This is a genomic window from Paenibacillus sophorae (genome assembly GCF_018966525.1).
In the GTDB taxonomy this organism is placed as follows: Bacteria; Bacillota; Bacilli; order Paenibacillales; family Paenibacillaceae; genus Paenibacillus_AQ; species Paenibacillus_AQ sophorae.
On sequence record NZ_CP076607.1, the window covers coordinates 4,427,600 to 4,450,630 of the forward strand.

Annotated in this window: 23 protein-coding genes and 1 tRNA gene; 3 read left to right on the top strand and 21 right to left on the bottom strand. The window is 50.4% G+C overall.

All coding sequences use genetic code 11. From position 1 onward, the window contains the following. Nucleotides 1-9: 9 nt before the first annotated feature. Together KP014_RS21440 and KP014_RS21445 are read left to right on the top strand one after the other, a co-directional pair. Nucleotides 10-603, top strand: a complete 594-nt coding sequence (locus tag KP014_RS21440) for a hypothetical protein (protein ID WP_036588557.1) — start codon at nt 10-12, stop codon at nt 601-603. A 409-nt stretch (nt 604-1,012) separates the two neighbouring features. After that, the gene (locus tag KP014_RS21445) at nt 1,013-2,668 is read left to right on the top strand and encodes a YifB family Mg chelatase-like AAA ATPase (RefSeq protein ID WP_090833790.1); all 1,656 of its coding nucleotides are present in this window, start codon (nt 1,013-1,015) and stop codon (nt 2,666-2,668) included. A 188-nt stretch (nt 2,669-2,856) separates the two neighbouring features. Here the strand turns inward: KP014_RS21445 and KP014_RS21450 are convergent, their stop codons facing one another. From KP014_RS21450 to KP014_RS21495, 10 genes are all read right to left on the bottom strand, one after another. Then, nucleotides 2,857-3,390, bottom strand: coding sequence for a metallophosphoesterase (locus tag KP014_RS21450; protein ID WP_036589876.1), 534 nt, complete (start codon nt 3,388-3,390; stop codon nt 2,857-2,859). 266 nt (nt 3,391-3,656) lie between these two features. Further along, nucleotides 3,657-4,064, bottom strand: coding sequence for a hypothetical protein (locus KP014_RS21455; RefSeq protein ID WP_090833767.1), 408 nt, complete (start codon nt 4,062-4,064; stop codon nt 3,657-3,659). A 185-nt stretch (nt 4,065-4,249) separates the two neighbouring features. After that, nucleotides 4,250-4,672 carry a YraN family protein gene (locus KP014_RS21460; protein WP_090833768.1) on the bottom strand — a complete coding sequence of 141 codons (423 nt, stop codon included), beginning with the start codon at nt 4,670-4,672 and terminating at the stop codon, nt 4,250-4,252. Then, entirely contained in the window at nt 4,656-4,970 is a 315-nt protein-coding gene (locus KP014_RS21465) for an EscU/YscU/HrcU family type III secretion system export apparatus switch protein (protein ID WP_036589877.1), read from the bottom strand. The genes KP014_RS21460 and KP014_RS21465 overlap by 17 nt, the downstream gene beginning before the upstream one ends. Then, nucleotides 4,967-7,285: a hypothetical protein gene (locus KP014_RS21470; RefSeq protein ID WP_090833769.1), complete on the bottom strand. Its 2,319-nt coding sequence runs from the start codon at nt 7,283-7,285 to the stop codon at nt 4,967-4,969. Before KP014_RS21470 ends, KP014_RS21465 begins: the two co-directional genes overlap by 4 nt. A 164-nt stretch (nt 7,286-7,449) precedes the next feature. Beyond that, entirely contained in the window at nt 7,450-8,073 is a 624-nt protein-coding gene (locus KP014_RS21475; RefSeq protein WP_051500612.1) for a ribonuclease HII, read from the bottom strand. A 355-nt stretch (nt 8,074-8,428) separates the two neighbouring features. After that, on the bottom strand, nt 8,429-9,301 hold the full coding sequence (gene ylqF / locus KP014_RS21480) for a ribosome biogenesis GTPase YlqF (protein WP_036603565.1): 873 nt from the start codon (nt 9,299-9,301) through the stop codon (nt 8,429-8,431). 29 nt (nt 9,302-9,330) lie between these two features. After that, nucleotides 9,331-9,951, bottom strand: coding sequence for a signal peptidase I (gene lepB / locus KP014_RS21485; RefSeq protein ID WP_036603568.1), 621 nt, complete (start codon nt 9,949-9,951; stop codon nt 9,331-9,333). 221 nt (nt 9,952-10,172) lie between these two features. Continuing rightward, on the bottom strand, nt 10,173-10,517 hold the full coding sequence (gene rplS, locus KP014_RS21490; protein ID WP_025691343.1) for a 50S ribosomal protein L19: 345 nt from the start codon (nt 10,515-10,517) through the stop codon (nt 10,173-10,175). Nucleotides 10,518-10,663: 146 nt separating this feature from the next. Continuing rightward, the gene (locus KP014_RS21495; protein ID WP_036603571.1) at nt 10,664-10,951 is read right to left on the bottom strand and encodes a hypothetical protein; all 288 of its coding nucleotides are present in this window, start codon (nt 10,949-10,951) and stop codon (nt 10,664-10,666) included. Nucleotides 10,952-11,251: 300 nt separating this feature from the next. Between KP014_RS21495 and KP014_RS21500 the strand changes: the two genes are divergently transcribed. Then, on the top strand, nt 11,252-12,211 hold the full coding sequence (locus KP014_RS21500) for a hypothetical protein (protein WP_036603574.1): 960 nt from the start codon (nt 11,252-11,254) through the stop codon (nt 12,209-12,211). A 61-nt stretch (nt 12,212-12,272) separates the two neighbouring features. Here the strand turns inward: KP014_RS21500 and KP014_RS21505 are convergent. The 11 genes from KP014_RS21505 to KP014_RS21555 all read right to left on the bottom strand — a co-directional run bounded on the left by KP014_RS21505 (nt 12,273) and on the right by KP014_RS21555 (nt 22,895). Further along, nucleotides 12,273-12,346 (bottom strand) — tRNA-Pro (locus KP014_RS21505). A 189-nt stretch (nt 12,347-12,535) separates the two neighbouring features. Continuing rightward, nucleotides 12,536-13,570 (bottom strand): acyltransferase family protein, encoded by a 1,035-nt coding sequence (locus KP014_RS21510; RefSeq protein ID WP_036603577.1) that lies wholly within the window; start codon nt 13,568-13,570, stop codon nt 12,536-12,538. Between the two features lie 880 nt (nt 13,571-14,450). Then, nucleotides 14,451-15,851, bottom strand: a complete 1,401-nt coding sequence (ltrA, locus tag KP014_RS21515) for a group II intron reverse transcriptase/maturase (RefSeq protein WP_036589107.1) — start codon at nt 15,849-15,851, stop codon at nt 14,451-14,453. Between the two features lie 459 nt (nt 15,852-16,310). Then, the gene (gene trmD, locus KP014_RS21520) at nt 16,311-17,144 is read right to left on the bottom strand and encodes a tRNA (guanosine(37)-N1)-methyltransferase TrmD (protein ID WP_090834202.1); all 834 of its coding nucleotides are present in this window, start codon (nt 17,142-17,144) and stop codon (nt 16,311-16,313) included. Then, on the bottom strand, nt 17,144-17,671 hold the full coding sequence (gene rimM / locus KP014_RS21525; RefSeq protein WP_036593050.1) for a ribosome maturation factor RimM: 528 nt from the start codon (nt 17,669-17,671) through the stop codon (nt 17,144-17,146). The genes trmD and rimM overlap by 1 nt, the downstream gene beginning before the upstream one ends. 151 nt (nt 17,672-17,822) lie before the next feature. Beyond that, nucleotides 17,823-18,053 (bottom strand): KH domain-containing protein, encoded by a 231-nt coding sequence (locus KP014_RS21530; protein WP_025335405.1) that lies wholly within the window; start codon nt 18,051-18,053, stop codon nt 17,823-17,825. Nucleotides 18,054-18,075: 22 nt separating this feature from the next. Beyond that, nucleotides 18,076-18,348 (bottom strand): 30S ribosomal protein S16, encoded by a 273-nt coding sequence (rpsP, locus tag KP014_RS21535; protein WP_025335406.1) that lies wholly within the window; start codon nt 18,346-18,348, stop codon nt 18,076-18,078. A 384-nt stretch (nt 18,349-18,732) separates the two neighbouring features. Continuing rightward, the gene (ffh, locus tag KP014_RS21540; RefSeq protein ID WP_036593049.1) at nt 18,733-20,124 is read right to left on the bottom strand and encodes a signal recognition particle protein; all 1,392 of its coding nucleotides are present in this window, start codon (nt 20,122-20,124) and stop codon (nt 18,733-18,735) included. A gap of 19 nt (nt 20,125-20,143) precedes the next feature. After that, a complete protein-coding gene (locus tag KP014_RS21545) occupies nt 20,144-20,500 on the bottom strand; it encodes a putative DNA-binding protein (protein ID WP_036593048.1) in 357 nt (118 codons plus the stop codon). A gap of 145 nt (nt 20,501-20,645) precedes the next feature. Further along, nucleotides 20,646-21,293, bottom strand: coding sequence for a PAQR family membrane homeostasis protein TrhA (gene trhA, locus KP014_RS21550; protein ID WP_036593047.1), 648 nt, complete (start codon nt 21,291-21,293; stop codon nt 20,646-20,648). A gap of 72 nt (nt 21,294-21,365) precedes the next feature. After that, a complete protein-coding gene (locus KP014_RS21555; protein ID WP_036593046.1) occupies nt 21,366-22,895 on the bottom strand; it encodes a carboxypeptidase M32 in 1,530 nt (509 codons plus the stop codon). Nucleotides 22,896-23,031 lie beyond the last annotated feature (136 nt).

Here is a 23,031-nt window from a genome sequence, read left to right on the forward strand (position 1 = left end):
AGTTGCAACATGAAAGTTTTAGGTCGTTACGACAAAATTGGTAATCAAATTGTCGATACACATACAGGTGAAATAATAGATACTGACGACATTAAAAGAACCGTCGAAGAAGACTTATTGACACACGCTAATCAAAGCGTTCGTACACTCTCTGAACTGGGGATTAACGCTGAAGTAAGAATAATCAAAGACAAGTTAGGTGAACCATATGAGGTTTTTTCAGTCAAAGAAAATCATGAATTCAACAAGATATTTAGGGTGGATGTGAATTATATGTTTGAAAACTCTGATTTGAGCATTGAGGCGGCAGGGTTCTTGGGACGATTTATTGGCAAACTACATTTCCCCTCTAACACTATTATGTTGAATGGGAAGCATCCAAACCAAGATGAAATGTGTGAATTTTTAAGAATAGGAAGAACAAAATTAAACAGTATTTTAAAAGAGTTAGAATATTACGATGTAATCAAAAGAGTAAAAATAAATGGTAAAACATACATATATATAAACCCATTTTTAGTTTGTACTGGCTTATTGGCAGTCGATACATATAAATTATTTGAAAAATCTATATATAATCCCAATAAAATTATATCTGATTAATCGTAGTAATAACTAAGAAGAGCAAACGGCAAAAAGTGGATAAAAAGCAGTAAATATAAAGGGTTTAAGAGTTTTTGATTGTTCGTAAGTTGATGGTGCGTTGTTCGTGTGGCGAACAGCGTTATTTTATTTGTTGAGGAGAAATATATAAATGAATAGCATTTTTACAACTGAGTGCATAGAAGAGATTGAAGACCGTATCTTAAAAAAAGTTAAAAATTATCAGTTTGAAGATAACAATGAACATACATAAAGATAAGCAGAACTGAACTTAACTATCTAACCAAAACAAAGAAAATAGACTCTGTGTGACTTGTCTGCTTAAACTCCACGCACACCACCAAGCACGTATTAAACACTTAACCCCACTTTGGATATTAATCCTCTGTGGGGTATTTTTATCGTGACAATGTATCCTATTATAAACATTATCGGGCTTCCCGACTCTGCCATACGCGAGGCGGCTCTTCGCGTCCGCTCAGCCGTGAGGAATTGCGGGTTCCGCTATCCGCAGCAGCGGGTTACCATTAATCTGGCCCCGGCCGATCTGCGCAAGGAAGGCTCTGCTTTTGATCTCGCGATCGCTGTCGGCATTCTGACGACAAGCGGTCAGCTTGTGATGCCAGCCGCGAGAACAACGCTAATGATCGGTGAGCTTGCGCTTGACGGCAGCCTCCGTCCGGTAACCGGCGTGCTGCCGATGATCGAGGCCGCCCGAAAGGCCGGTTTCGGGGCTGTGCTGCTGCCGCGCGGCAACGCGGCGGAAGCAGCCCTAATCGGCGGAATGCTGGTCTACGCTGTTGATCATTTGCGGGATCTGCGAGGACCGGAGCCGCAACCTTCGCATACTGAAAGTATCATTGAGATGGAAGAACGGAAAGGCACTTCTGAAGCCACCGAAACTGCAGGTTCAGCCAATTCCGATACGGCGGTTGAACTGGACGACGGAACGAACAGCCTGCCGTTTCCGGTAACGACAAGCAGCGGGCCAAGCCTGTCTCAGCCTGTAATGGCGCTTTCACTGGAGCATCTTCGTTATATTGCTCCCGTCAGCTTTCCCTCCAACACCGAATCTGCAGAAGCAATGCAAGAGGACTACAGCGATGTGCTGGGCCAGCATCATGTCAAACGGGCGCTCACCATTGCCGCCGCCGGAATGCATAACATCCTTCTTATTGGCCCGCCCGGCACGGGCAAGACGATGATGATCAAGCGGCTGCCCGGTATTCTGCCGGCCCTGACCGACAGCGAAGCGCTGGAGGTCACCCAAATATTCAGCGCCGCAGGCAAGCTGAAGGACGCTCACCGGGGACTGATTCGAGAGAGACCCTTCCGCTCGCCCCATCACACCATCTCCGCAGCGGGGTTGATTGGCGGCGGCAGCGTTCCAAAGCCGGGCGAGGTCAGTCTGGCGCATCGGGGCATTCTGTTCCTTGACGAGATGCCTGAATTCACACGCAGCGTGCTGGAAGTGCTGCGCCAGCCGCTGGAGGACCATGTCGTAACGATCAGCCGGGCAAGGGCCGCGTTTACCTTTCCAGCTAGATTTATGCTTGCCGCTTCAATGAATCCGTGCCACTGCGGCTTTCTGGGTAGCGGGCATCCCCAGCAGCGATGCACATGCAGCGCTGCGCGCATCGCTCAGTACCGTGGGCGGATCTCGGGGCCGCTGCTGGACCGCATCGACCTCCAGGTGGATGTGCCAAGGCCCAGAGAATGGGATATTAACGGACGAAGCGCCAGCCTGTCGACGGCGGAAATGCGCTCCAGTGTGGAAGCGGCTCAAGCCATTCAGGCTGAGCGCTACCGACGCCTGCCCATCTCCTGGAACAGCGAGCTTTACGGCACATCTCTTCGCCGTTACGCCGATCCCGGTCCCGAGGGCGCCCGAATGCTGCACTCACTGCTGGAGAACCTGGGACTAAGTATGCGTTCTTACGACCGCATTCTAAAGCTGTCCCGCACCATCGCCGACATGGACGGAGCGGACCGGATTTCATCCGCACACATTGCGGAGGCGCTGCAGTACCGCAACCTGGACAAGCAGCCCCTGGAGGAGGAATAGAATCCAAGCGTTCTTTTCACTTCATATTATAGAAGAAAAAATTAGACGAAATGTGCGAGTCAGCCGCGAAAAAGTGTGTTTAAGCGGAGAGCCATCCTAAATACGCCTAATAATCTGGTTCGTTCTATTAGCATCTGTTGCAGACTCGATATTCTACCGGACTGCAAACGCAAGAAAGACTAAATGAATCAGCTTTCGGCCGGCGGGTTCCCGATCGCTTCCTGTTGCGAGGCCAAGGCATCCATAATGGCTTCAAATGACACCGGCTTATAATTCCAGTGCTCCACACAAACATTGAAATGATTGATCCCTTCGTACTTTTGCCCATGGATATGACCGTGTATATTTACGTAAGGCATGTGCCGATTCATGTACAAAGGCTCATGGGTAAGCAGAAAAAAATCCTTATAAATAATGCCGTTCCCGCTCACTTCCTGAAATCCGGCATCCAGCCACCAGCTGCGGGAACGGTCACGGTCATGGTTGCCCAGAACCATCGTCTTGTAACCGTTCAGTCTGCACAGTATTTGGCTTGTCCCCTCTTTGCCCAAAAATGAAAAATCCCCCAGATGAAATACCTGATCCGCTTTGCCTACCGTTTCGTTCCAGCTCGCAATCATCGATTCATTCATCTGCTCCGCATTCTCAAACGGCCTGGATTCATAATCAATAATGGCTTTATGCCCAAAATGATGATCCGACGTGAAAAAGACTTTTGTCATCCATCCCTCTCCTCCTCTGTTTACGATTTCATATGTATATAGACAGCCTTATAAAAACAGGATGCGTTTCTCGTAGAAGTATAAGGCAAAAGATAAGCGCCCAGTTTTATTTACTTATATAAAAAAACGCTTACTTGATGCTTTCTTCATGCATAGCAAACAGGCTCCGCACGTGACTCTTGCCAGTTACGCCCGAAGCCTTATTGCGATTCCTGCTCACCCTTAATATCTGCTGTATCAGATCGAAGCTTCCGCTTTCCACCGATTCACAAATTACGCTTATGAAACCGCGGATTGTCTGATGATTGCATCAGTTCGGCAAGAATCGGCGTACCCTCATTCTCAATCAGCCATTGCCGCATCGCTTTAATCGCCTCAACCTGCCCGCCTCCGTTATCCCGCCAGGTCAGTAGTTCAATTACATTAATAATCAGCATCATCAAGCTAGAATTATTGCTCTGCGACTTATCCGCGCGTATTTTTTGGAACAGCGCTTCATTTTCCCAATCAATTAATATTTCTTCCGCGATCGCCGGCCTCATGACAGTAAAAGTCTGACGGCACGAGCCGCAGTTGATGGTCGTAACCGGCTCTGAATTAAATACAACTCCAATTTCCTGCCCGCAATGTTGGCATACAAATTTCACTTGTATATCATACGGTTGTTGTTTCACTCGGACAGCCTCCTCTTGCATGTAATAAACGGTTACACTAATGTATACCCATTTTCATTCGGGACTGACCCATAGCACCGCCTTTTTGAAACTCTAATCCCATAGTTAACGAGCCTGGATTGCTCAAAAGTCAATATTGTTGCCTCCGACAGGCATTTGTACTTTTCGTATAAACCACCCTAACTTTAGAATGCCTCGCAAATATGATTGAGCGAAGCGATACTTAAATCCCTGTTTAACATTACGGTAATGACATCAAAAGACACGAGACGTTCGCCTTGACGATTGGCATGCATATAAACTCCCGCTGTCCGCCGCACCTGGTCTATCTTGCGGGCATCTACCGATTCCTCCGGCGTTCCCTGCACCAGAGTTCCGCTTCGGCTGCGCACTTCGACAAAAACCAGGCGGCCGCCCTGCTCGGCTATAATGTCGATCTCTCCCGTCCGGCAGCGCCAGTTGCGCTCCATAATGCCATAGCCTTTGGCGGAAAGGTAAAGCACGGCTGCTTCTTCGGCTGCTCTGCCTTTTTGCTTACGGTTATAATAGGCTTCTTCGCTCTTGGCGTAATTCTCCGCCTTTCCGTTCAGCTCATTCAATTCGTTCATGCCATTCCCTGGTTCCGGCGGCGGCATCACTGCGGTAGACATAGCTTAATATTTCAGCTACCAAGTGATATAATTCGGGTGGAATTTGCTGGTCGAGATCAAGTTTGGAAAGCACCTCGACTAATGCGGCATCCTCCTGGACGGCAACGCCGTTTTCCTTTGCCTTCTGTAAAATCGCTTCAGCAATGTTTCCCTGTCCCTTGGCGACAACGACCGGAGCTTCGGTCTTCCCCGGCACGTATTTGAGCGCTACCGCTTTTTTCATCTTGTTTAAGAGTTCCCCGGAAGAATCTTTCATATGCGGTAATCCACTCCTTTGTAAGAATCGGGAACATAATCGTCCGGGATGCCCGGTCCCTTGCCCGGCTTTTCGGTATTTTGAACAGGGAACGGCTCAGCCTTAAAGGAGGAAAGCTGATAGCCAATCGTCACTATTGCGGACTTAATCTCATCCTTCGACGATTCAAGCAGTGCCTGCGCCCATGGCTCATTATTGTGCAGCTTCAGGCTGACAATCCGGTCAACGACCTGCACGTCGACGAGCGTCTGACCCAGAGCCTTCATATCCAGATCAAACCACAGCCGGCAGTTTGACGCATCAAGCTCCCCCTTGGGCCCCCGCCGGGACTGTATATGGACGGAAGCGGTCTCCTCCCCGTCCGGTCCCTTAAGCGGCAGGAACAGCGTAACCTGCGCAAATGGCGCCGTCCGGTCCGTGTTCAGCAGCAGCTGCTGGCCGGTCAGATGCTGTACCAGCTGCCCCGCGGCTTCTTTCAGCGCCGCGGGAACGTCGCTGCTGCTCATTGCCTGCAGCAGCACGCCCTTGACCGTGTCGCCGGCCCGCTCCCCGGCGACCGCTCCCGGCGCGCCCTGCGGATGCGCCGGGCCCGGCTCCGCGTTGGCGGCGGATAGCCCCCCGCCGCTGCGGAGCGCCTGCTGCTCGTGCTCCGCACCGAGCAGCTTGAGCACCCGCGCCACCCATGCTCCGCTCTGGGTGGCGTCCGGCTGCGGCAGAGCCGCAGCCGGACCCTTCCCGCGCGCGGCATCCGCGCGGGAAGGCTCTCCCGCCGCGTCCGACGGCGGGAGAGCGGCGAGCTGCGGCAGCGCGTCCCGCAGCTCGCCGAGCACGCCCTGCAGCTTCGCGAGCAGGGCGCCAGCCCGCGGCTGCGCCTCTGCTGCTGCCAGCCCTTTTACGGCCCGCGCTTCATCAGCCGCCGACCCATTGGCCCATACTCCTCCGGCTCCGGCCTCTTCAGCCGCCGACCCATTGGCCCGCACTCCTCCGGCTCCCACCTCTTCAGCCGCAGACCCATCGGCCCGCACTCCTCCGGCTCCCGCATCGCCAGGTGCCGATCCATCGGTCTGCACGCTTCCAGCCTTCGCTTCGCCTGCGGCCATACCACCGTTCTGCGCTTTGCTGGTCCGGGTCTCATTAGCCGCTATTCCGCCCGTTTCCGCTTCTCCAGTCTGCGCCTGCGCTTCATCTGCCGCCAAAACCCGGCCTGCCTGTTCACTTTCAGCCCCGGCTTCACCTGCAGCCTGTCCTCCTTCCGGCATGCTCGCGCCATTAACTGATGCTTCGCTGCCACCTGTCAGGCCTTTGCCGACGGTTCCACCTTCACCAGGGGCTTCCGCTGCGCTTCCAGCAGCTTCCATCCCCCGTCCGGGCTGCGACTTTCCGTTTATTCCTTCAACCGCATCCGGATCTCCTGGTGTACCAGCCTCCGACAGAGCTGCCCCGCTTCTGTCCGCCGGTTCCCCAGCGGCTTCCGTCTTCACCGCTACGCTCCCCGCCGCAGCACTGCCACTGTTGGTTGTAATCGAATCCGTTCCGGCGGACGACAAGTTTACGCCCGAAGGCCCCGAATTTCCCGCCTGTGCTCCATTGTTTAAGGTTTTCTCCGCTCCGGCAGTTCCCGCTGGCGGATTGGCAGCATTTCCGGTGAGACCCCCAGCCGCTTCAGGAGAAGCGCCAGTACTAACGCCATGCTGCGCCGCCAATCTTTCGCCGCCGCCCTTCTGCTGCTCCATCCACAGGTTCAACTGATCCTCCAGTGCGGACAACAGCTGGTGAAGCTGCGGCCCGAACACCGCCTGCTGAAGTCCTCTGACACTTTCAGGAGTTACCGGGAGGCCTCTTTTTTCCGCAATGACAGCCGCTTCCAGCCACTCCTGTACAGGCACATTCGCTGGCTTGGCGTCCATAACCAGATTCAGCTTGGCGGCCGTTTCCTTGGTCAAAGGCAGTCCTCCGGCCTGCATGGCCTGTATGATCTCGCGCCCTGCCTTTGAATCGGTCAGCCCTAGCGCATTCAGCGCCTCCCCCATCGTCTGCGGGGAAGCGCTGCTGCCCGCCGGAGCCGGCTTCAATACCGGCAGCCCCCGCTCACCCGGAGGTCCCACCTGCAGAGTTAGTGATTGCCCCGGCTGCAGCGGCGTCTCCAGCTCTGCGCGCACAGGCGTGCCGTGAATTTGCACCAACGCTTCTTTTCCCGATTCCGATACATTGAGAACAACGCCGCGGACCAACTGTCCTTCTTTCAATTCAAGTGTTTTCGCTTCTCCAGGCTTGCTGTCTCCCAGCAGTCCGCGAATCAAAGACCCAATGTTCACGCCGCTTCCCCCTGTCTTCTTTTCTTCTTGCTTTTATATCGGCATCCGCCGACATTTTTGCAAGTGAAGCGGTTTGTTCTCCATTTTATCTTGTGAAAAAAACAGCCCGGCTTAACAACCTGGCCGGACTGCCCTACATCTATATTTTTAATTTCAAGAATCTACTAAAATAATGTAGGCTGCTCCACCAGGATCCTCCCCAAAAAGCTGCGCCGATGCATCGGCGTCGGCCCCAGCGTTACAATCCGCTCGCGGTGAAGCTTTGTCGCATACCCCTTATGTATGGCAATCCCGTAATCCGGATACAAGTCCTCCCATAATCCTTCGCACAGCCTGTCGCGAGTCACTTTGGCTATGATGGACGCCGCTGCGATCGATTGACTGTTGGCATCCCCCTTAATGATCGCCTGCTGGGGCAGAGGGAGATCGATTTTTTCCGCGTCAATCAGCATATAATCCGGCAGGATACCGAGCCCTTTCACGGCTTTTTTCATGGCCAGCCTTGAAGCCTGCTTGATGTTGATTTCATCGATCATGGATGAGTCCACATGACCCACACCAACAGCCAACGCCTGCTCCATAATTAACTCGTACAGGGCTTCCCGTTTTTTGGCAGTCAGCTTTTTGGAGTCATCCACACCCTCGATAATCAGACCCTCCGGCAAAATGACCGCCGCTGCAACCACGTCGCCGAACAGACAGCCTCTGCCCACTTCGTCCACTCCGGCAATGCGAAAGTAGGACTGCCCCCAACCCTCTTTTTCATAGAACAGCATATCGATATCCATTCGTTACCCACCTGCCAAACTGTAATTTCCGCTGCTTATCGTCTGCTTTATATTTAAGCTTACCACAGGCCGGCGGGCAAGGTCATTCCACTAGTTTACGGGGGTTCTTTTCCCCTAGCGGATCAGTAAACACTGCAATGCTTATACTTCTAGTTATTGAAACGCAATTTTATGCAAAAAGTTTCTCCGCTTTCGTTAACCTCTTCCTATTCAATGCAAAAAAAGAGCCGCCGAAAATGGCGAACTCTTTGTCTGCAGCGCACTGATATTCAATTGCTGGTTACGCATAAAACTGTATTGCACGTGGAAGATTTCCTGCGTTTGGGCTTGCCATCATCAAGTGCAAACCGCGCTGTTAGCCTCTGGTATTCGGAGCTTCCAGCGTGAAACGGCCCAGCTTGCCGGCACGCAGCTCATGCAGCAGAGTACGGGAAGCCTTCTCGAGATCCACTCTTCCTCCGCTGACCAGGCAGCCGCGCTTGCGGCCCACCTCTTCCATAACCGTCACAATTTCGTCCGGGTTCTCCAAATCCTCCGGAAGTTTGTCAATCCCGTACCGCTCCCGAAATCTGTCACCGTAGTCCCGCAGCAAATATTTGACCGCATAGAACGCGATGTCTTCCACATTGAGAATCTCTTCACGAATCGCTCCGGTAATTGCCAGCCGGTAACCTACCTGCTGATCCTCGAACTTCGGCCACAATATCCCCGGGGTATCAAGAAGCTCAAGGTTGCCTCCCGTCTTGATCCACTGCTGTCCTTTCGTTACGCCAGGGCGGTCGCCCGTTGCCGCGATGTTGCGGCCGGCCATCCGGTTGATCAGCGTCGATTTGCCCACATTGGGAATGCCGACGATGAGCGCCCGCATCGCGCGCGGATTCATCCCTTTGGCGATCTGCTTGTCGATTTTTTCTTTGAGCAGAAGCTTGACCTGATCCGGAATTTCCTTAACTCCGTTACCGGTCGAAGCGTCTACGAGATGCGCGGCATGCCCCTCTCCCTTGAAAAAAGCAAGCCACTGCCGGTTCATTTCGGGATCGGCCAGATCGCTTTTGTTCAAAATAATAAGCCGAGGCTTATCCCGCAAAATGTCGTCAATCATCGGATTGCGGCTGGACAGCGGAAGACGGGCATCGAGCAGTTCTATAGCAACGTCAATGAGCTTCAGCTTATCCTCGATTTGCCGTCTGGCCTTCGTCATATGACCCGGAAACCATTGTATGGTCACTGCCCATCGCCTCCATTGAGTAAGTTAATCTAATGCTTGATCCATTCCATATCCGACACCGGCCAGAAAATCACATCGGCCCGGCCGACGATATCGCCGAGAGGAATATAGCCGATCATTCGGCTGTCCGTGCTGTCGGAACGGTTGTCCCCCATTGCGAATACATGGCCTTTAGGAACGACTCCGTCCTTAAAGTCCTCGTTTGGGAAGTTCTTGTTGTTGTATAGCTGGTTGTTCTTATGCGCCTGGTCGATCGCTCCCTGAATATAGGTTTCGTCTACCTTTTTACCGTTTACAGTCACTACGTCGCCTTCAACCTTCACTGTATCCCCGGCTACGGCAATGACCCGCTTGATGAAATCCCTGCCCTCGGAAGGGACATGAAATACAATAACTTCGCCCCGCTGTGGGGAACGGAGATCATATAAAATTTCATTGACGATTACCCGCTCGCCGGTATGGAAGTTCGGCTGCATGGATGGTCCGTCCACAATAAACGGTTTGAACAACAGCCAACGAATCAGAAAAACCAGTATTAAAGCGATCGCGATCGCTTTTACCCATTCCAACGCTTCATTCTTTTGCTTGGGCGGAACCTGCGAAGCCTGATTGTCGCTCTCGCCTTGTCCCTGCTGCAAATCCTGCTGCATAGTTCACCGTCCTCTCCTTAACCTTGACAGTCCAAGGATTTTTTATGAACCTTTTCCATACAAATCAAAAAAACTTCAACCCAAAAAACCTCTGCCAAAATTTCCTCAGAAGGCTTTTTCGAAAGAAGCCCGTCCCCAGCTATATCTATCTATAAAATATGCGAAAAATCTTAATAAACGAAAAGGGCTTGAAATCAAGCCCCCTTCCTTTGCCGCTTGGATTAGCGACGAATCTCTTTAATTCTTGCGGCTTTACCACGCAGTTCACGCAGGTAGTACAGCTTAGCGCGACGAACTTTACCATGGCGAGTTACTTCGATTTTGTCAATCTTAGGCGAGTTGATTGGGAATGTTCTTTCCACACCAACGCCGTAAGAAATTTTACGAACCGTAAAAGTCTCGCTAATTCCGCCACCGCGGCGCTTGATTACAACGCCTTCGAACAGCTGAATACGTTCGCGGCTTCCCTCGATAACCTTAACGTGCACTTTCAAAGTGTCGCCAGGGCGAAAGCTCGGGATATCCTTGCGGAGCTGTTCTTGTGTAATTTCTTGCAAAATATTCATTAAGGACTTCCTCCTTCCGTACAGGTGTTCATGCCTCCTCCGGAGAAATCTTCATTCTCCTTCATCATCCGCAGCGGACCACCGTATTCCACACAACAGATATCATAATACCATACTAGGCGAATGAATACAACCTAATTATGAGATTATAGAGGAAGCATATCCCGCTTTTTCGCCTTTGCTTGGCATTCCTTGCATAAGCCGACAACCGAGCCGTCATCCTGTGCATAAAAAATAAGCTTGCCGTTTTTCTTTTTGCAGCTGGAGCAGGGCTGTTCATCCGTACTTTTCCGCGATTTGCGGTGCGCATCCAGTGGAATCACATTATTCTTTGGTGTATTTCCTTTTTTCAGCTTCCTTGTGTTCAGAACCCGGGTTACAGCATAAATGACAACTACCGCCAACAAAATCATGAGGAATACAATATATCGCATCAGCAAGTATCCTTTCTTTTGGGGGCTTTATTTATTATTATACGGGAAGTCTTTTTTCTGAAACAACTATTTAAGCCGATGCCGGATTTCTTGCGGATGTTTGCTGGCGAAACAACCACTTATCTCTATCTTCCCCAACTTTGGTCTAGTTTAGCGCCAGTCTCCAGCCTCTGTTTCAATAAATTTCCACAAGATATAATATGTTCAATACATACTATCAGGCAACAAATCATGGGATTAGCAAGATTGGATTACTGCGGCCAATATGTTTTGTTTATTTATTAAAGGGGGAAATCGGACATGAGAAAAAGTATGAAGAAAATGGCTGTGGCTGCCTCGCTGGCGGCGCTGCTTCTGGCAGGCTGTACACCGCTTCCCGGGAAGTCGGCGGACAGCGCGAATAACGATATGGAGACCTCCATGCAGGACATCGGGGAAGCAGCAGAGTCATTCGGTGAGACTGTCCAGCAAAACGTCGGGGAGGCAGTGGGTAGCGCCGCGCAAACGATTGAAGACACAGCGGATCACGTATCAGACCAGCTCAAGTCTGGAAGATTCACCAAAGAACTCTCCACCCAGAGTCCGGTCGGTTCGGCTTCGACGCTTGTCCTTGATAATTCGGTAGGCGATATTGAATTGAAGCCGGGCAGTGGAGCCGATTTAAAAGTAACCGCAACAATCATTTCTTACAACGCGCTTGGCAGAAAGGATGACAGCCAGCGCATTTTAGACAGGGCCGAAGTATCCATTCGGGAGAGCGGCGGCGATCTGAAAGTGAACACTCATCCGAAAGATAAGCCAGACACCGATTTATGGTCATGGGCAAGCAGAACGTACGGCACCTCCGACTTCAGCATCTCATACGTTATTGAAATTCCTGCAAGCATTAGCCAGTATGACATTAAGGGCGATGTTGGAAAAATCAAACTTCACGGATTAACGGGCATCTACCATATCTCCAGCGATGTCGGAAGTGTGAGTATTGAAGACGCACATATTACGGGGAAATCCAGCATAAACACCGACACCGGCAGCATTTCACTTGGTATTGCCGCAATGGATAGCAGTTCCTCCCTCACTGCCAGCACTGATGTAGGCAGCATAAACGCAGCCTTGGAGCAATCGGTGAGCTGCTCGCTTGATGCAGACACCGATCTCGGCCGCGTTTCAGGAGTACCTTCCGGCAAAAGCGATATTAATGGAGGCGGACCGCTCCTCTCCCTCTCCTCTTCCGTAGGTGCGATCAGCATAACGAAATAACAAAAAACCGCAACCTCCCAATCTCAAATTGGTCAGGTTGCGGTTTTTAAGTTCAAGAAAATCGGAGTAGCGGGATTCGAACCCACGGCCTCACCCACCCCAAGGGTGCGCGCTACCAGGCTGCGCTATACCCCGATATTATGTACGTCGCCAGCATATTTACACAGCTAATATTACGGGCGTTCCTTACGCATATACATGCGAAATATCAGCGACGAATATTATTATACGACTTATTTACCCACCCTTGCAAGCAAAAATCTAACGCAGAATTTACAATAAATTTCAGCTTAAGCCATCAAGAGTATAACGAAATAATGAATTTTAAGCTGCTTTTCTTGACCGAATATTTCTCGTAAATTTTGAGGTAAAGCTAGCTACTGATTTTTTTAGTAAAAATGCCATTAAAAAAGTAATTAAAATACAAATTACATTATATATAAAATTGTCTATACTTAGATTTCTACTTATTTTAGCAGTAATATTTAAAACCCTTTCATGGATCAAATATATTTCAAGACTATGTGTACCGCAGAAAGTTAAGAAAATAAATTTTTTCATACCAAACGCCGAAAAAGCTTGTAAAGAAGTCGCAACAAAAACACATAAAGGTAATGTAATCAAGATAAATGGATACCAAAAAAATCCATTGTTCCACAAAAACTCATATGATAAATACTTCATACTTACAATTAAAAAGGTCAAACCCAAAATTGCCATCACTATATATACTATTAAATGTAAGAAGTTTGCTTTCTTGCCGGTCTCAATCCAATAACCCACAAGAAATCCAGTGAAAAATATTGGGATTCTTATCGTAAAAATATTTAGATAAGATAATGGGGTTGGTGTAATAGCGACAGTTATTAGTAATCCAATAAGAATAGCCGCAGCGACTGAAATATACTTGTTTTTTGACTTGAAATAGTACATAAATACGGGTGTAAGTAAATATAGAACGAAAATTGCAGGCACATACCAATCAAATATTTTATTAGAGTTTACCCAAAAGCTTAAGGTGGTCAAATTCAAAATTACATCTGTGAGCGACATTTCACCAACATACCAATTAAGGAGACAAATAATGAATACGACTATCATATAAGTTGGAATAATACGCAGCAATCTTCTCTTATAAAATCTCATAACGTTATTGTCTTTCTGACAGGAGAAGTATAACCCCAAACCAGATAACATCAAAAAAATATCTACTCCTCCATATCCAATTGTTTTAAAGGTATTAATGATCGGAACAGAGGAGGTGTTAATAGTAGAGTGAAAAAATACAATCCATAATATGGCTATCCCCATCAGCTGAGTACGGTATATGCTAATAAGCTTATAATTAAAATATTTCATAGAATACCTCCTTCATAACTGATGTACCAATAATATTATAAATTCTCCTTTGTTTGTACAAAAATTTCACTAATTTTCGATTTCGCCAAAATTATGTATATAGCTATTGCCTTTCCGTAAAAAAACTCCAAAAAATATTTAGAATTTTATAGATAATTCAGTATTACTATGCTATACTGTCCATACAAGGAAAGGAGGTGCGTTCACATTAATAATGACATGTTGAACGTATCCCTTACCCGGACCATTGGCTAATGAATCGGCTTTTGGTGGCGCGGGATACGGATCATGAAAGTTAAGCGCCTCGGGTAGAGAGACCGTCTTCGGACGGTCTTTTTTCATTTGCTTCGCATTTTGCAAAATGCCCTGTATTTCTGCTCATTTATCTTACTCGTCCAATAACTGCAAAGCCCCCCCCAATCCGCGAGCCGGAACTCACGGATTGGGGGGGCTCTTGGAAATTATCTCTCTGCATGGATGGCGATAGACTCCTAGCAGGGTTGATGGATAGGTTTCGCTCTCGCTTTTTAGGGGACGAGAACCTTCAAGATTTTCGGTTCGTGTAGAAGTCGATAATATCGCTGACCGTGCGGAGCGGCTCCGCCTCTTTGCGGATAGGGTTCGTATCCGGCTTGAAATCTTCATGTGACTTCGTTGTCATTTCAAAGTTCATCCTTTCGCTGGTTAAGCCTTTTCTATAATTTACGGCGTCTTACTTTATTACCCAAAAATGCAGGTAATGACACCTTTATAATATATGGCCCTTTTGAACTTTTTATGACGGCTATTATACATTCTATAATAATCGAGTAGGAGGCTACCCATTAACTGAGTAGCCGACCTCTCACACCACCGTACGTACCGTTCGGTATACGGCGGTTCAACCGTTTAAGTGCAATTGACGTAAACGCTCGTACTGCGCAGGAAAGTCATAATATCCTGCCTGTGCGAGCTTTTCGTTTGTTATGGAACGAGACAGCACCGGGCTTCCGGCGATGCGCCAGTACCCCAGACGGGAGTTCCCCCACTGGTAAGCCTGCCATTCCGGTATCCCCAGCTTGCGCAGGTTCTGTACCTTGGTTCTCGGCTTCTTCCACTGTTTCCAGATGTACATCCGCAGGCGTCTTCGCAGCCATTCGCTCCAGCTTTTCAATATCCGTTTCATGTCGGCTACATAGTAGTAGCCGATCCATCCGCGAATGTAGACTTTCACTTTCTCCATGACTTGGCGAACATTCCTGCCCTGACTGCGGCTCGTTAGTTCTTTCAGCTTCTTCTTTGCTTTTGCGAGGGATTGCCCATGGGCGCGAATATACACCCCATTTCTGTTCTTTCCCAGGGCAAAACCAAGGAATTTGAAATACTTCCGGGCCACTACGCTGACTACCTTGCTTTTCCGCATATTCATCTGGAGTCTCAATTTGTTCTCCAGGTACTTCCGGCAAGACTCCAGAAGCCGCGTCGCTGCCCGTTTGCTTTTGGCTAGCACCACGATGTCATCCGCATACCGGATAACGTTCACTCCCCGTCTGTTCATCTCCTGGTCGAATTCGTTCAGATAGATGTTCGCGAGCAGCGGAGATAAAGGGCCTCCCTGCGGAGAGCCTTCCTCCGTTTTGCAGTGCACCCCATTCTCCATAACCCCACTTTTCAAATATTTCTTAATCAGTTCGGTTACACGCTTGTTCTGAATTTGTTTGCGCAAAAGATTCATCAGCAGTTCATGGTTCAGTGTGTCGAAGTATTTCGAAAGGTCGATTTCTACCGCGTGACCATAGCCTTGCTGCGCGTAATCTTTCACCTTACGGATGGCCTGCTGCGCGCTCCGCCCAGGGCGGTAGCCGTAACTTCCGTCTGAGAAGAGCGGCTCAAACAGCGGCTGCAACTGCTGGGCGATCGCCTGCTGGATCACTCGGTCCACGACTGTGGGTATGCCAAGCTTCCGTACTCCACTTCCATCGGGTTTGGGAATTTCCTTGCGCCGTACCGGGCTTGGCTTGTATCGGCCTTCCCGGATATTTTGCAACAGCTCGTCTCTATGTTCCTGCAGCCATGGCAGCGCATCTTCTACGGTCATTCCGTCGATTCCAGGCGCTCCATGGTTGCGTTTGACCTGCTTGTAGGCTCTGTTCAGATTGTCTCTGTCCAGAATCTGTTCCAGCAAGTCTGTTGCACCGTCTCTTTCTCTACTTTCCCGAATGCCGGCACTCCGCGCTCCCGCATACTCTTCATGTTCCACACGTTCCCTTTGCGGGCAGCCCTTTCGGTATTCTGCTTTCATCGCGCCGACTCTCCTTCCTGTATGTACTCGAGACTTACGATTGTTCGGCCCTTCCCGAGAAAAAAAAACTTCCCGGTACTATGGCCTCTGCTGACTTCTCACAGCAAGCTTTACTCCGTCTTTCGGATTTTTTTTTTTTTTCCTACCGGGCGTCTGTGAGATCTCCCCGGGTAAGAGCGATAACCTTCCCCTCATCCATCTGCCACATTTACACCCTGGGATTCGGGCAGTATTGGACTTTGCTTTGTAGTGCAAGCTCGTCCGTCCCATGATGCCTTCTATGTGATTTCTGTTCGTCAGACCGAGGGTTTGCCTCCGGCTTCCTTCAGATTCCGCCTCGCGGCGGACACCCTTGCCTTTGGCTAACAGTTCCTACTGCCAAGCCTGTAGCGGACTTTCACCGCCGAGTTATCGCCCATGCCGGGCGCACACAAAAAAGACGTCTTTTTAACTTATCCGTTAAAAAGACGCCTTCTCTTCTTCGCTGCGGCTGCCGGCACGAGCCTCATTTAATTCCGCTTTCAACCGCTCCAGCAGCTTATGGTCTTTCGGTGTAAGCCCCGCCTGCTCCAGCAGCTCGGGTCTGCGTTCCAGCGTCCGCTTCAGCGACTGCTCCCTCCGCCACGCTTCGATATTGGCATGATGGCCACTCAGCAGCATATCCGGCACCTTCCAGCCCCGAAACTCAGCCGGACGCGTGTAATGCGGATACTCCAGCAGCCCCGTACTGAACGAATCGGTCACCGCGGAGGACTCATTCCCAAGCGCTCCCGGCTGCAGTCGGACTACTGCATCGATGACTGTAAGCGCGGGCAGTTCTCCGCCTGTCAGCACATAGTCGCCGATGGACAGCTCATCCGTAACCAGATGCTCGCGGATACGCTCGTCATAGCCCTCGTAATGTCCGCAAATAAAAATAAGATGCTTCTCCTTGGCCAACTCCTCTGCGATTCGCTGATCGAAAGTCCGGCCTTGCGGGCACATGAGAATAATGCGAGGATTGGTGCTCTCCCCTTGAGTCATGCCGGGCAACTCGTCCACTGACTCTGACTGACCCTCCAGATTGTCCAAAAGGTGCTCCACCGCGGCAAAAATCGGCTCGGGCTTGAGCACCATGCCGCCGCCGCCGCCATAAGGAGTGTCGTCGACACTGCTATGCTTGTTGTTCGCATAATCGCGGAAGTTCACCGCATTCAGCCGGGCGATGCCTTTTTCCCGCGCCTTGCCCAGAATGCTTGTCCCAAATACGCCTTCACACATTTCCGGAAAAAGCGTCAGCACATCGATTCTGATCATGACAGCAGTCCTTCCATCAGTTGAATCTTCACCCGCTTGTTTTGGACATCGACATCAAGGACCACATCTTCAATCACGGGAATCAGAATATCCTGGCCTTTAGGCGGTTTGACCACCCAGACATCATTCGCTCCAGGCGTCAAAATCTCGGAAATGACACCGAGCGGCGCGCCCTCTTCTTGATCCGTAAAGACCTCGCAGCCGATGATATCATGAAAATAGTATTCGTTCTCCGGCAGTTCTACCCGGTTGTCCGCAGTGACCTTGATCAGGCTGCCTTTATATTTTTCGACCTGGTTGATGTCGTTGTATCCCTTTAGCTTAATGATATACATTCCCTTATGCTCTCGGGCCGCCTCCACCGTGACCTCGATCATCCCTTTTCCGTCTTCTGGAATAACGAGCAGCTTGCTGCCCGGCGCAAATCTTACCTCGGGAAAATCGGTTCGGGACAATATTTTGATTTCACCGCGAATGCCGTGGGTATTGACCAGCTTGCCTACCGTTAACAATGATTCCGTCATGCCATCCACTCCCTTAACACTTCATCTTTATATTCATAACGTTCCCCGGTGTAAAAAGCCTATGCTCCGCAGGGGTGTGTCTTATCTTCTTTAATTAGACAAAAGGAGCTGGAATCTAGTGATCCCCAGCCCCTCTTTAAATGATCACCGATCAGGACAAAATATCCACGGTGACGCGCTTATCGCTCTTGACTGCTGCCGATGTAACGACTGTCCGGAGCGCTTTGGCGATCCGCCCCTGCTTGCCGATGACCTTGCCCACATCATTGGGATGAACGGACAATTCATAGACAATCAGATGATCCTTCTCCACGGTCCGCACCGTTACATCTTCCGGATGATCCACTAAAGCCTTAGCAATAACTGCAACTAATTCTTCCATAGAGGACCCTCGCAATCAGTCATTATTTCTGTAGCTTAGACTCATGGAACTTCTTCAACACACCCGCTTTGCTCAGCAAGTTGCGAACCGTGTCGGATGCTTGCGCACCGGTTTGAAGCCACTTGAGCGCTTTTTCCTCATCGATGTTCACTACTGCCGGTTGTGCAACCGGGTTATAGTAACCGATTTCCTCGATAAAACGACCGTCACGAGGAGACCGGGAATCGGAAACCACTACACGATAGAAAGGCGCTTTATGAGCACCCATACGTTTCAGACGAATACGTACTGCCAATGAAATTCACCTCCTTATAAGAATATCCCCTCCCAAACCCTCCCCAATGGGGAGGGCCCCAAGGGCTGCCGCCCTCTGGACACCCGCTAATGGCAATTGGCGTTGGCGTGTGGACTTGCGGGACCTTGGATGGTTGGGTTAATGATCGCTTTTCGTCCCTGACGGGACACGCTTAACCGCGAATCTATCTAGTTACGGGTTAGACCCTAAAAACTACAACCTCAAAAGATAAAAGATTAAGGGCGGATTAACCTATGTTGTACAATGGTTAATCGCAGTAAAAGATTAAGAGCGGAATAACCTATGTTGTACAATGGTTAATCGCACTGCAAAGGTCAAAACCGGATTAGCCTATGTTGTACAATGGTTAATCTCGATAAAACATTAACGAAAAGGGAATTTCATACCTTTGCCGCCGAGCGCTTTAAGCTGCTTCATGGCGTTCTTCTTGGATGCCTTGCCTCCGCCCATTCCGCCCATCATGCCGGAGAACTGCTTCATCATCCGCCGCATCTCATCGAACTGCTTGATGAGCCGGTTCACCTCGGCGAGCGAGGTGCCGCTGCCAGTAGCGATGCGCTTGCGGCGGTTGTGGTTGATGATCTCGGGCTGGCTCTTCTCCTGCTTCGTCATCGAGTGCACAATTGCCTCGACGCGGCCCATCTGCTTGTCGTCGACCTTCAAATCCTTCATGCCCTTGGCTTTGTTCATGCCCGGGAGCATGTCGAGGATTTGATCGATCGGGCCAAGCTTCTTGACCTGATCCATTTGCTCCAGGAAATCGTCGAACGTAAACTCCGCATTGCGCATCTTACGTTCCATTTCCTTCGCCTTGTCGGCGTCGATGTTGGCCTGCGCCTTCTCGATTAGCGACAGCATGTCGCCCATGCCGAGAATCCGCGAAGCCATCCGCTCCGGATGGAAAGGCTCCAGCGCATCGATCTTCTCGCCAAGAGCGGCGAACTTGATCGGGCAGCCGGTTACGGCCTTGACGGAGAGGGCGGCGCCGCCGCGGGTATCACCGTCAAGCTTCGTTAACACGACGCCGGTCAGCTCAAGCTGCTTGTTGAAGCTGTCGGCCACGTTCACGGCGTCCTGACCGGTCATGGCGTCGACAACAAGCAGCACTTCATCCGGATTCACGGCCGCGTGAATCTGCTTCAGCTCTTCCATGAGGTCTTCATCAATATGCAAGCGTCCGGCGGTATCGATAATGACATAATCGAGATTGTTATCCTTGGCATGCTGCAGACCTTGCTTGGCGATCTCCACCGGGCTCGTCTTGTCGCCCAGCGAGAACACCGGCGCCTTGATCTGCTCTCCGAGCACCTGAAGCTGCTTGATCGCAGCGGGACGGTAAATGTCCCCGGCCACGAGCAGCGGGCGGTGATTTCCCTTTTGCAGCAGCTTGGCCAGCTTGCCGGAGGTCGTCGTCTTACCGGCGCCCTGAAGACCCGCCATCATAATGACAGTCGGAGGCTTATTCGCCTTGGCCAGCTTCGCTTGGCTTCCGCCCATCAGCTCCGTCAATTCCTTGTTCACGATGTCGATGATCACCATGCCCGGTGTGAAGCTCTCCATCACTTCCTTGCCGATGGCCTTCTCCTTCACCTTCGCTACAAAGTCCTTAACGACCTTAAAGTTAACGTCCGCTTCCAACAGCGCAAGACGCACTTCGCGCATAGCCTCGTTCACATCATCCTCGGACACCTTGCCTTTGCCGCGCAGCTTGCTGAACACGCTCTGCAGTCTTCCGGTTAATCCTTCAAATGCCATAGGCTGCTTCTCCCTTCAGCTACTCCAGCTTCTCCAAAGAATCCACAATATCCGCAAACCGCCGTTTGTACGGCTCAAGAAGCGCTCCATCCTGCGGCAGTCTGCGCAATTCTTCAAAATACCGGGTACGGCTCTCATGCTTCGCCAATAACCCCAGCTTATTCTCGTAGTTCTCCAGCACCTGCTCGGCGCGTTTGATATGCTCATAAACGGCCTGCCGGCTGATCTCGAATTCCGCAGCGATTTCTCCTAGGGAGAAATCGTCATGGAAATAATATTTCAGAAACGTCTGCTGCTTGTCGGTAAGCAGAGACTCGTAAAATGCGAACAATAAGTTAATTCGGTTGGTTTTCTCTAGCCGGTTACCCTGACTCATCAAGGGCACTCCCTTCGTCAAGGAAAAACACTTTACACCATTTCAACGCTCCTTATAATACCGAAAACAAAGAAAGATGTCAAGCATTTTTGCTTGTCATCTTTTTCTTTGCTTTTACCCGAACAAATGTACCTAAAACCGGGCGTCAGCGAATCGGCAGCAGATACAGCAGCACCGCGAAGAAATGCGTCACGCTGCCCAGCAGCACGAACACATGCCAGACGGCATGGTGGTAAGGAAAGGCCCGCCAGACATAGAAAATGGTGCCGAGCGTGTAGAGAATGCCTCCCGCCATCAGCAGAGCCATTCCGCCCTCCGCCACAGCAGCCGTAAGCGGTGCCCAGGCAATCACGATCAGCCAGCCCATGGCGATATAAAAAACCGTCGACATGAACAAAAACTTTTTCGTAAAGAAGGCTTTGAACAGAACTCCGAAGAAGGCGATGCCCCAAATAACACCGAACAAGCTCCAGCCCAGCGTACCGCGAATAGCTACAAGCAAGAAAGGCGTATACGTCCCTGCGATGAACAAATAAATGGAGGAGTGGTCGAAGAACTCGAACAGATCCTTTAGCTTGCCTTCCTTCAGGCTATGTACGATCGTCGAGTTCAAATACAGCAGCAGCATTGTGGTTCCATAGATGGAGAAGCTGACGACATGCCAGGCCGTTCCCCACATACTCGAAAAAACAATGAGCAGGACAAGCGCGGCCACGCTGAGTACGGCTCCAATACCATGGGTTATCGCGTTCGCGACTTCTTCCCTTCGACTGTAAGTGTAAGTGTTCGCCATATCCCGTCTCCTTCCGTTTGCGTTTTCTTCTATTATATGCTCTCAGCTTAAGGTAATCCACTGCCGCCCGCGCTATTTAATCTGCTCCAAACGATAGATTTCACGGTATTTTGCTTCCAGATAATCCGCCAGATAGTCGGGATTCAGCGGTTCACCGGTTACCCGTTCGATAATTTGCGACGGAGTCTGGCTCATGCCGTAGCGGTATATTTTGTCCGTAAGCCATTCTTTGATCGGCAGCAGATTTCCCGAAGACACCAGAGAGTCTAACTCTGGCAGCTCCTTACGCAGCGTATGCAGTATTTGCGCCGCATACATATTGCCCAGCGAATAAGAGGCGAAATAGCCGAAATCCCCGCCCGACCAGTGCACGTCCTGCAGTACACCCAGGCTGTCACTCGGCGGCGTGATGCCAAGATATTCCTGATACTTCGTATTCCAGACCTTCGGCAGTTCCTTAACGGTTAGGCCTTCATTAAAAATAAGCTTCTCGATCTCATAGCGGATGATAATGTGCAGATTATAGGTCAGCTCGTCCGCCTCAATGCGGATCAGGGAATTATCCACCCGGTTAATCGCCCGGTAGAAATCCTCCGCCTTCACATCCTTGAAGGTCTCCGGAAAATGCTGCTGCAAATCTCCGAAATACCGTTCCCAGAACGCACGGCTGCGGCCGATCATATTTTCCCATAGTCTGGATTGGGATTCATGAATGCCCATTGATGCGCCCTGCGCAAGCGGTGTGCCGACAAGGGCCTTGTCGATGTTCTGCTCATACAGCGCATGTCCGCCTTCGTGCAGAGAGCTGAAAATAGAGCTGGTCACGTTATCCTGCGGGTAATTCGTCGTAATGCGGACATCCCCCGGGTTCAGTCCTGTGGCGAAAGGATGCACGCTCTCGTCCAATCGGCCAGCTGCAAAATCATAACCCATCTGCTCCAAAATAAAGAGTCCGAACTTCTCCTGCTCTTCTTTACCGAAAGTTCCGTTTAGAAGGTCCGCATCCGGCTTGTTTGGCGAAGCGGCGATTTGCTCGGCCAATGGCACAAGGCGGCTGCGCAAGCGATTAAAGATTCCGTCGAGCTTCTCTACCGTCAGGTCAGGTTCGTACATGTCCAGCAGCGTATCGTAACGCGTACCTTTCACGCCCCAATAATCGATGAATTCCTGTTTGAAGGCGACGATCCGGCTGAGCAAAGGCTCAAAGGAAGCAAAATCATTATTTTCCTTGGCCGTCTCCCACATCGTCTCCGACTGGGCGGCCAGAATGGCGTATTCCTCGTATTTTTCCGGCGGAATGCTCTTGCTGCGCTCGTACTCCTTCCGGCAATCCTTGACGATCTTCTTCTGCACGTCAGTTAACTGGCTCACAACCTCCGGTCTGCTGAAGTATTCCGTGAACCGCCCCATCTCCGGAGAAGTTTCCAGCTTGAACAGCTCTCCGCTCAGCATACCGATTGTCTTCGACCGGACTTCCACTCCCTTGCGAGGCGCGCCCGTCCGCAGGTCCCAATGCAGCAGACCGATTGCCTCGCGGTATCCGCTGATTTTGGCTAAAAGAATACTGAAAGCATTCCATTCCGCCTTTAGTTGTTGTTCCATTAATGTCACCGGCTTTCCGTAATTTCTAAGCTACTCTTGATGATACTTTTTTAAGTGCGTATAATCAACTTCGGAGCGGATTATCTGAGATTTGAAGAATCTTGCCTCCGCTTACGTTCTGACACAGGAAAAAGGA